The 9,818-nt window shown below is 38.1% G+C and carries 7 protein-coding genes; 2 read left to right on the top strand and 5 right to left on the bottom strand.

The features are described from left to right. Positions 1-182: 182 nt before the first annotated feature. From ACN1CD_RS18635 to glf, 3 genes are read right to left on the bottom strand one after another with little or no spacing between them, the layout of a single operon-like run. Positions 183-1,448 carry an amine oxidase gene (locus tag ACN1CD_RS18635; RefSeq protein WP_419131933.1) on the bottom strand — a complete coding sequence of 422 codons (1,266 nt, stop codon included), beginning with the start codon at positions 1,446-1,448 and terminating at the stop codon, positions 183-185. Continuing rightward, complete coding sequence (locus tag ACN1CD_RS18630; protein WP_419131932.1) at positions 1,448-2,593, bottom strand: glycosyltransferase family 1 protein; 1,146 nt, start codon at positions 2,591-2,593, stop codon at positions 1,448-1,450. Before ACN1CD_RS18630 ends, ACN1CD_RS18635 begins: the two co-directional genes overlap by 1 nt. Before the next feature lie 22 nt (positions 2,594-2,615). Beyond that, a complete protein-coding gene (gene glf, locus ACN1CD_RS18625; RefSeq protein WP_419131931.1) occupies positions 2,616-3,749 on the bottom strand; it encodes a UDP-galactopyranose mutase in 1,134 nt (377 codons plus the stop codon). Between the two features lie 1,274 nt (positions 3,750-5,023). On the opposite strand from glf, the gene ACN1CD_RS18620 reads away from it, so the two are divergent. Then, entirely contained in the window at positions 5,024-5,482 is a 459-nt protein-coding gene (locus ACN1CD_RS18620; protein ID WP_419131930.1) for a MaoC family dehydratase, read from the top strand. A 120-nt stretch (positions 5,483-5,602) separates the two neighbouring features. On the opposite strand, the gene ACN1CD_RS18615 is transcribed toward ACN1CD_RS18620, so the two are convergent. Then, the gene (locus ACN1CD_RS18615) at positions 5,603-6,934 is read right to left on the bottom strand and encodes a PAS domain-containing protein (RefSeq protein ID WP_419131929.1); all 1,332 of its coding nucleotides are present in this window, start codon (positions 6,932-6,934) and stop codon (positions 5,603-5,605) included. A 234-nt stretch (positions 6,935-7,168) separates the two neighbouring features. After that, positions 7,169-7,561, bottom strand: a complete 393-nt coding sequence (locus ACN1CD_RS18610; RefSeq protein ID WP_419131928.1) for a hypothetical protein — start codon at positions 7,559-7,561, stop codon at positions 7,169-7,171. Positions 7,562-8,529: 968 nt separating this feature from the next. Between ACN1CD_RS18610 and ACN1CD_RS18605 the strand changes: the two genes are divergently transcribed. Further along, positions 8,530-9,189: a GIN domain-containing protein gene (locus ACN1CD_RS18605; RefSeq protein ID WP_419131927.1), complete on the top strand. Its 660-nt coding sequence runs from the start codon at positions 8,530-8,532 to the stop codon at positions 9,187-9,189. Positions 9,190-9,818: the final 629 nt, after the last annotated feature.

Genomic DNA, 9,818 nt, shown 5'->3' with positions numbered 1-9,818 from the left:
AGGTAGCGCGAACGGCTCCTAAAATAAATCCTCATTACAAGCCAAATCGAGCCCTTGTGCTACCGCCATTTAAATTTCGACGAGCTAATCCGACATCAGATCCAAGCCTTGACTTTTGCTTCTTTTTGTTAAGAAAAAGAAGATAGCCCTTCGCCGGCTAGCCGAGGCAAATCAGTCAATTGTTATATTAAAATTTCCGGCGCCAGTGAAATCATAGTTCCCTTTGTTTCTCCGTTTATTCCAATACCCTGATCTAAATAAATAAAGCCTTCGGTTATCCCGGCATGAAATGCAGACCTATAAATTTGTAAAGTATGCTGCGCATCAAGAAAAGCTCTGGCGTAAGGTTCATGAAGGTACCTGCCGAAAGGATTGTCGCCATCTGCATCCCATAAACCGGAGTGATGCCAGATATGTAAATGATCCCAATCTGGCCGGTCTATAATTGGATAAAGGCAAACGCCTTTTAGAGGTACGCCAGCACCAATTGCTTTCATACACTCGCGGGTAATCAGTTCCAACCAGTTTGGACGGTGCTCGCCAGAATGACTGGTTTCGGCCAATACAATTGGTTTCCCATAACGGGTATAGGCTTCCAGCAAGAGTGAAGAAAGTCCACGCCAGCGGGGATCTAATTCTAAGTTAGCCCATGGAAGGGAGGTAAAATCGCCAAAAACCCACTGGTTATTGTAATAGAAATTGAAACCCATAAAATCAATCAGTTCACTGCTTCCGCCTAATTCCGGGCAAATTAAACCAGTTAACATATCAGTTGCCTGAAACTGTAACTCATGTTCTTCAGCAGCTTTAAATACCATTTCATCGGGAGCATTTAATGGCGGTACAATATTAACGAGGGGCTCGGTGCTCATGATTTTAGTGGTTGAGTTGATGGCTTTCATCGCTTTGATACCTTCTATATAAGCACCAACCAAAGCGTACTTAATGTCCCAACCAATCCCTCTTGCGTAAGGTGTTGTACTGGCCTGTTCACCACCAAGCCAGGAAATAAAGCCTAATTCATTAATTGGCGTAGCAATCAGCTCAAACTCTGGTGCATAATCGCGGTAAAATTCGGCAAAGGCAATACACATGCCTACAAAACGATTCCGGAAATGCGGGTGCAGTGGCGTCAGGTCATCAGGATAACCAAAATGGCAAATATCCCAAATCTGTTGAATGCCATGAATCCTTGCGGCATCAATCATGTTCCGTACAGAAGAAAAATCATATTCATAAGGTCGTGTTTCAACCTTACTCCAACGAATTCCTTCTCTAACGGTAGAAATACCAAAGGTTTTCAGCAAGGCATAATCACGGGCGGTATACTGCAGATGCCCGGTTAAGGCCAATAAATCTACGCGGTTGCCATAGTGATTAAGCTGATCTGTACATTCAAAGCCACCCATCCAGAAGGAAGAAAACGGCGTGAAAGAATCGGTCATCATTAACTCGCCAATAAGGTGTCAGGACGCTTCATAGCAGTTAACATCTGAAGTTTCATGGCCGAGAAAGTATGCTCCCAGGATTTATCACTCAGAAAATGATCCACTTTAGAAAGCCACGCTGCTTCATCAGCCGCATTTAACTCTTGCTCAACCGCCTGAACAAAATCTTCTGGATGTTCTGCAATACTCACCAAACGTTGAGTTCCGTAGGGTTTTACCACATCGCGGATAGGCGTAGAAACCACCCGAACCCCGGCGGCAAGATATTCTGGTGTTTTCGTCGGACTAATAAACCGCGTTGATTCATTTAGTTTAAACGGAATTAACGCCACATCCCATCCGGATAAATAGGCTGGAAGTTGCTGATAGGATTTTTGTCCGAGGTAATGGATATTTGCCCGTCTCGGCAACGTATCCTGAGAAATTTTAACTACCGGGCCTAGTAAAATTAATTGCCAATCTGGCCGTGCTGCAGCAATATGCTCAATTAAATTAATTTCAAATCGTTCATCGATCACGCCAAAAAAGCCAAGTTTTGTTCCGGAGATTTTTGCCTGATCTTCAGGTTCCTCAATCTCTTCTCGTGAGGAAGCAAAATGCGTTTTATCAATACTGCTCGGGAAAGCGAATATATTATTATGTTGATTTTTTTTGGCTTCATAGAGAGAATGTCCTCCCGTAAATACAACATCAGCAATATCCATCAGCTTTTTCTCCAGCATTAAAAGTTCTTTTGGTGCAAAATCAAAAGCCGATAGTTCATCCATACAATCGAAAATGATCAGTTCGGGCCTATGATTTAAAGAGAATTGCAGCGCCATTGGCGTATAATACCAGAATATCCATTCGCGCATAGACTCGCCTGCTAAAAATTCGGAAAGTAAATTGCTCATTGCCCGTTGCGCTTCTTCCTGATTTTTCTCAACAGCCAGGTGTGGAATTAATAGGGTTATATTTCCATCACGAATTTCTTTGGCAAGATAATCCCTACCTTGAGCATCAAAAACAGGCTCTTCCAAAAAGAAAACATGTTGCTCCTTTGCAAATCGGGTCATTAAATGTTGCGGCCGCTGAAAGACAAAGTCCCAGCGAAGATGTGAGAAACATAGAAGATTTTTAGGTAAAGCAGATATTAACTTACTCATATATATTTAATGGTTTAGGTTTTTATAGATGATTAATTGGCTGTTCTTTGAAGTGGACAGCAACAGCATGTAATGCGGAAGCAATAACCTGGTGCATATCATAATACTTGTAGGTGGCCAGCCTCCCTCCAAACAGGGTATGTTGTTCTTGTTTGGCCAGTTTATTATATTCCTTAAATATTTTGGTATTGCGCTCATCATTTATCGGATAATAAGCTTCCTTCTCTGGTGTCCACTCTTCCGGGTATTCTTTCGTTACAACGGTCTTCGGCTGATTGCCAAATTCAAAGTGTTTATGCTCGATGGTTCTCGTGTAAGGAATTTCGCGTTCGGTATAGTTAATTACTGCGTTTCCCTGTAGGTTTACGGTATTATAAACCTGGTGTTCAAATCTTAAGCTCCGGTATTCGAGTCTTCCGAAGCGGTAATTATAAAACTGATCGATGTTACCGGTAAATACAATTTGACTGGCCAGGCTGTCCCACTTTTCCCTCTCGGCAAAATAATCCGTTTCCAGCTTCACCTCAATTCCCTTTAGCAATCCTTCGGTTAATTTATTATAGCCACCAATGGGTATGCCCTGGTATTTATCGTCGAAGTAATTGTTATCAAAAGTAAAACGTACGGGCAATCGCTTTATAATAAAAGCAGGCAATTGTTCTGCGGGTCTGCCCCATTGTTTTTCGGTATAGCCTTTAATGAGTTTATCGTAAATATCAGTGCCAACGAGTGACAAAGCCTGTTCGCGAAGATTGGCAGGCACGGCTACCATCGATTCTTCCACCTGAGATTGAATTTTTTCCTTCGCTTCGGCAGGCGTTTGTACTTTCCAAAGCTGATAGAAGGTATTCATATTAAATGGAAGGTTATACAACGTTCCTTTATAATTGGCTACCGGACTGTTGGTATAGCGGTTAAATTCAACAAAATTATTTACATAATCCCAAATACCTTTATCGTTGGTATGGAAAATATGTGCACCATATTGGTGTACGTTAATGTCTTCCATTTTTTCACAATACACGTTGCCGCCCGAATGTGCCCTCTTATCGATGATGAGGCACCGTTTCCCCCTCTTGGTTGCCTCGTGCGCGAAAACACATCCATATAAACCACTTCCTACTATTAAAAAGTCGTATTCCTTATCTTCTATCATATTATTATTGTGGGAGGCTAGTCTTGATCTGTCCGTCATTTTAGAATTTGGTTCTAAAGAAGGTTTCTCAAACTAGCTGAAGATGCAACACGGGTTTTGAGTCGGTTGTTTAGGCAAAAAAATTCAAATCAAAAATTACGTATTTAATCGACGTTTTTGTGTATAAATACTGACTTGGATTTAGATATTAAATGCTGATTAATCTAAGTTTGTAGTCATACTGATCCGATAGCTATCGGATTTAGGTCAGCACCTATTTAATTAAGATCCTGAATCGAGTTCACTGTTGTCCGGTAAAACTTTTTGAACAAATTTTTACCGGACAGCCTAATCACAAATGGCTGCAATATTCCTTAACCAAAAGAATATTTTGCAGGATATGGAAGCTATGAGCGGTTTAAAATATTAAAACCTCTGAAAATGATAGTTTTTTACCGGACAGCCGAATTAGTGCAAGATTTTTAGGAAACCTATAAAACAATGGGCTTACCTTTTAAAAATGAGATAAAAACAGCTTTTTTAGCTTGATTTAAAGGATTTAATAGATCGTTTAAACTTTAACCGGACAACAGTGAATCGAGTTCAGGAGGACGATTCGTTGCAAAATGGATTTCTTGAGAGATGTACGAACCGATTCGTCATGCTGACCTGTAGCGCAGCGGAAAGCTACGCAGTAAATTTAGTTCAGTACCTATCTTCGGTAAGATCCTGAATCAAGTTCAGGAGGACGATTCGTTGCAAGATGGATTTCTAGAGAGGATGTACGAACCGATTCGTCATGCTGACCTGTAGCGCAGCGGAAAGCTACGCACTAAATTTAGTTCAGCACCTATGGATAAGATCCTGAATCAAGTTCAGGAGGACGATTCGTTGCAAAGGGATTTCCTCGAGGGATGCACTGACCGATTCGTCATGCTGACCTGTAGCGCAGCGGAAAGCTACGCAGTAAATTTAGTTCAGTAATTCCATTTCAGTATGAGTTCGCACAAAAACACCAACCTCTATCTCATTCATTTTGTATATATGACAGTATAAATTGAAAAAATGTTTCACAAAAAAGTGACAGACTAAGATTTGGTAAATTTTACGACTCATCATGTACAATTCCCCTTGTTAATGGTCGTACGCCCGAAGTCGAAAAGATGGAATGTAGAAAATAGTGAAGGAAATTTGTAATTTGATCAATAATTTATGCTCCAGATGTTTATTTTTGCCATTGCGAAAAGCACAACTTGGCATTAACGATATTAAAACAAAACTTTAGACATTTTAAAATGCTTATCATCAACAGTTTCAACGAATACAAAGAATACCTGGGCAAAGAACTGGGCACTTCAAATTGGCATGTAATAAGTCAGGAGCAGATTAATAAATTTGCGACAGCTACAAAGGATGCACAATGGATTCATACCGATACTGAAAGATGTAAATCAGAAAGTCCATTTGGCGCTACTATTGCCCATGGCTATCTGACGCTTTCGCTCATTCCTTATTTGTGGAAACAGATTGCTGATATTAGAAATGTGAAAATGGAAGTTAACTATGGTATTGAAAGCTTTAAATTTGGTCAGCCTGTTATCGCTGGCCAAGAAGTTCAGCTCCATGCTAAACTCGAGGCCATCAGCGACCTGCGGGGAATTACCAAAGTGGTAATCCAGGCCATCCTGACTACCAGAGATGGCAAGAAACCTGTATATACCGGAAATGTAGTCTTTTTATATCACTTCAATTAAAGAGCCTGTAACCAATCTTTCTTGCTAGCAAACACCTAATCGAAACATTTCTGCCAGAGAGGCCCTTGATAAATAAGTAAGTCCGAATTAATTGCCTTCGAAAAACAATGAGCTGGTTTTTTAACTTGCTTTTTCGATTATTTTGTTGAGCCCGATAATGTGTGAAGCCCTCCCATGTACATCATATCTGGGCTTACCGAATGCGCTGATCCAATGGATAGAACCATCTTTCCATTTTACTTCATACTCGGCTTTGTATACGCCGTTATTTTCAATTGCGTCTTGAACAGACTTCTTGATCATTTGTCTGTATTTCGGCAACATGGCATCAAATAAATCTGAATAATCAAATTCTTCATTAACTTCATAACCATAGTTTTGCTTAAACTGATCATTAGAAATCATCTTTCCCGTTGCAAATTCAACTACCGTATAGCCCATTCCGCCTGCCTCGATTGCACTCATCAGTACTACATTAGCTTCCTGATTAAGCTGCTTTGAAATTACATATTCGGTGGTATCGGCAAGCATAAACATGATGTTTTTGGCACCGGTTTCCAGGTCTTTTGTAAATTGAAGTGTAATGTTAATATAAAGACTTTTGAGGTGATCTTCTACCCAAACCAGCAACTTCACTTCCTGGCCATGTTGTGGCATTCCGGTCTCTCGTAATTTGGCAATTAACTTCAACAAATCCTGTTCTTCTAATTCTGGAACGACAGCATCAAATGGCTCTCCAATGAAATCAGCATCTTTTTCTAAAATTTCCAAAAGTTTTTTATTGGCCTGAATAATGATATTATCATCGCCAGAAATAATACCAATAGCCATTGGTGCATGTTCAAATAGCATCTCGAAATTATCCTGAAGAATTTCCAAGTTGCTGTTTGCCTCAGCTATTTGATGTTGATAATCAATTAAACCAGCATTATCGGCAGTGATATTTTCATTCTCTTTAAGCAAGTGATCCGTTGCCAATCGCAATGTAACCAGGTCCATTACTACATCGGCCAAGCCGAGTAAAATTTGCTGTTTGGTTTCATCGAATGCCCTGGCTTCATATCCCATTACACACAAAGCACCAATCCGATAGCCATTATCTGAAAATAATGGTGCTCCGGCATAAAACCCAACCTTGTGGATATTATTGGCCAACTCAGGTAAGCTAAAAACATCATTAACAACCTTTACACCATCATCAACAACGAGGTTATTGCACAGACTTTCTTTATCTGATGTTAAAGTTGGGTCTCCAAAACCAATACTTGCTTTGAAATACACCTCATCTTCTCCAAAAAAAGAGATGGTACACATCGGAAGATCAAAAATTTGAGCGGCAAGTGTTGCTAAACGATTAAAACTAGCTTCTGGCGGTGTTCCAATAATTTGATAACGGTGAAGTGCATTCAGCCTGCTGGCTTCGCTTTTAGGTGGGTGATTAGAATTTGTCATTGTGCTACACTATAAAACTTTGGATATTAACAAGATTATGCATTCATTGTTTAAAATTTGGAGAATAAGAATTAACTCCTGATTAATAATTAAATAGCCTGCTTTAAAACATATGGTTAAGCTCAATACTTAGGAGCCATATTTTCATCATCACTTCGGTATATTTTCTACAGTAACTTAGTTTTAATATGGTCAAGCTATCGGAGATTTTTTTAGATTAAAAGTGATCTTCCTTTAAGTTTTTTTAATAAAGGATACTTTTTTCCTTGATATACTATACATACTAAATAAAGAAACTGGCACAAAGAGCATCCAGGAGGTATCATCTACCGGACAATTCGAAATTTCTACCCAACCGCTACTTGCTGCATCATGATATAATGTGTAACTGCTTTCGGCATTAATATCTCCGCTATTGTAGAGCCTGCAATTGCTTGTATTACCAACCCTTTGAAATCCACAGGTAGATGTCTGGCTACCCGGCGACCTTAAAAAATAATCAAGGCCTTTTCCTGAGGGCTCGGTATAGAGTACATTACCAACAAGGCAGCCCCTAACGGCTTGTTGTGCGAACGTCGTGTCTGCACATAAGATAGAAAGTAACAAAAATAAAATAAAATTTTTCATAAAAATACCCTGTTGGGTACGTATTAAATATTATAAGTTCTGGAAAAAGGGAAAAAGAAAATATAGTTTACTCGCGGCTAAAAAGAAAAGGAAATTAAAGGTCACAAAAATACACAATTACTCATATTTTGGACTTATTAAACATACAATAGTAGTGAATGTTGTACGTAATGACTTTCGCATGAGCTTCGGCATATACGCATATCAAGCTGTTTCAGATGTATTTAGAGATGGAAATAATTTACTAAATCGAAATAGTAACTTATGAAATCAGTTTATCACTTTTATTAATTGGAATTGAATAAAATAGTGTTACTGAAATTTTAACCACAGAGGGAAAAGAGAAAAAATCACAGCACACGAAGATTGGGCAATTATCCTAACCTGCTGGTTCGGTAGCTTACCAACCAGCCTACTTTTATCACATTAATTGTTATTTTCTGTTGGTGAGACGCCAACAGATAGAAAGATATTTAATTTTTTGACTACTCGATATGACCGAGTGAAAGGCAGTTCCCCTTTAGGGACGGAGGGGTTATAACACTTGCATAATAAAAAAGCGGGGAAGGAACCACTCTCCCCCGCAATCATTAACTAATCTAAACTGATCCAAAGGTAATCATGAAAATATAGCATCCAAAAAATAAGCAACAATGTTGCATTTAAATGATACAACTTTTGCATTTAGAATTCAAATTTGCCATGCTTCCAGACGCTACTGCACAAACACAATGCATTTTACTTTTTATATCTCTCCCTACTACCGAAAAGGCCCTTCCACTGCTTTTGCTTGTTCAAATGCGAACAAAGAAATGTCCGATAACGGACAATAGAAAAATACTATTATGTTAAATAGTCCATTTAAGAACCTTCTAAGTCAGTTTTTATTCATTGGCATAGCCTTGGTTAATCGGCTGGCAGGTATATTAATTACCATAAAATAATTTATTCTAAACAATAAAGCCATCATGAGTACTTCTATTACAAAGAAAATTGCGACAGCACTTGCTGTGATCTTTTTATCTACAACCGCTATTTCTGCAACAGCCTATGCGGCAAAAGAACGCCCGATCAAATCCACTACTTTATCTCCTTTTAGAAAAATTTCAGTGAAAGGCAATGTGGAAGTGATCCTAATTCAAAACGGGAATTTTGGAATTAACTATGCAGATGATAATTTCGGGAATGCCAGGGTTACTCAACAAGGCGACATCCTCCACATTATTTCACACAGTAATGAAAAAACTAAATTCTTTGTTTATGTAAACGATATTTATAGGATTGAAGCTGGGGATAATGCAGTCGTTAAAACAGCTGGTAAACTAAAGTTTCAGTTTCTTCAGGTATTTCTTCGTGAAAACGCAAGTGCAGATATCAATACCGAAACTTCAAGCATTTATACTTGTATCGCAGACAATGCCCAGGTAACCTTAGGTGGATCTACAAAAAGCCATTGCCTTATTGCAAGTAACACTTCTAAAATTATTTTGAACAATTTTGATGCGTTAAAGACTTCCATTAATTCTTTAACAAATCAAATAACAGAAGAAGGAATTCCTACAAATGCAATGTTGACACCAAAACAGCCATTGGTTCTTGCAAAAAATCCGGTATCGACTAAAAATTAAATGGGTTGATTAAAAAAGACTTCTATTGTATGTTTATAATTTCTGTTGCAGCATTCCATCACCCCTTTTCAGTATACATTAATATTCGAGGAAAAAATTAATGAAACCTATAAATTTCAATGTTGATTACTAAAAAAAACTAAAATACAAATGCGATAAGACAGGCTTATCGCATTGTAAAAACACTATGGAGATGTTTATTTTGAGAGCTATATCGTTATTTACTTTACTAAATCTTTAGCTAATGTAGTATTTACAATATTAAAAAACAATATTTAATATAAATTTCACGTAACCTTAAAAATACAATACCAAACATTTTAATAGTTAAAAGCACGACACAATTTTGTAATAAATTGTCCTATTGACAGTTAAGCCAGATTCAATAACTAAACCAGCTCCAAACAGCCTTAGTTTTCGATACGAAAACAAATTAAAATCATTTAATTCGCAGTCTTCTATCCTTTATCGTATTAGCCAATAGGCAAACGAAGTATCCTAAATATTACACAAAATCATCATTAAAAGTTAAATACAAAAATCGAAGTTTTGATTTTTAGACACCATTATCGCCTTACTACTACGGTTATCAGATGTATTTGAAGAGATTTATTCGATCTGCCAAACAA

It is taken from the genome of Pedobacter sp. N23S346, from assembly GCF_048515415.1.
In the GTDB taxonomy this organism is placed as follows: Bacteria; Bacteroidota; Bacteroidia; order Sphingobacteriales; family Sphingobacteriaceae; genus Pedobacter.
This window is presented reverse-complemented; position numbering and strand designations above follow the sequence as displayed.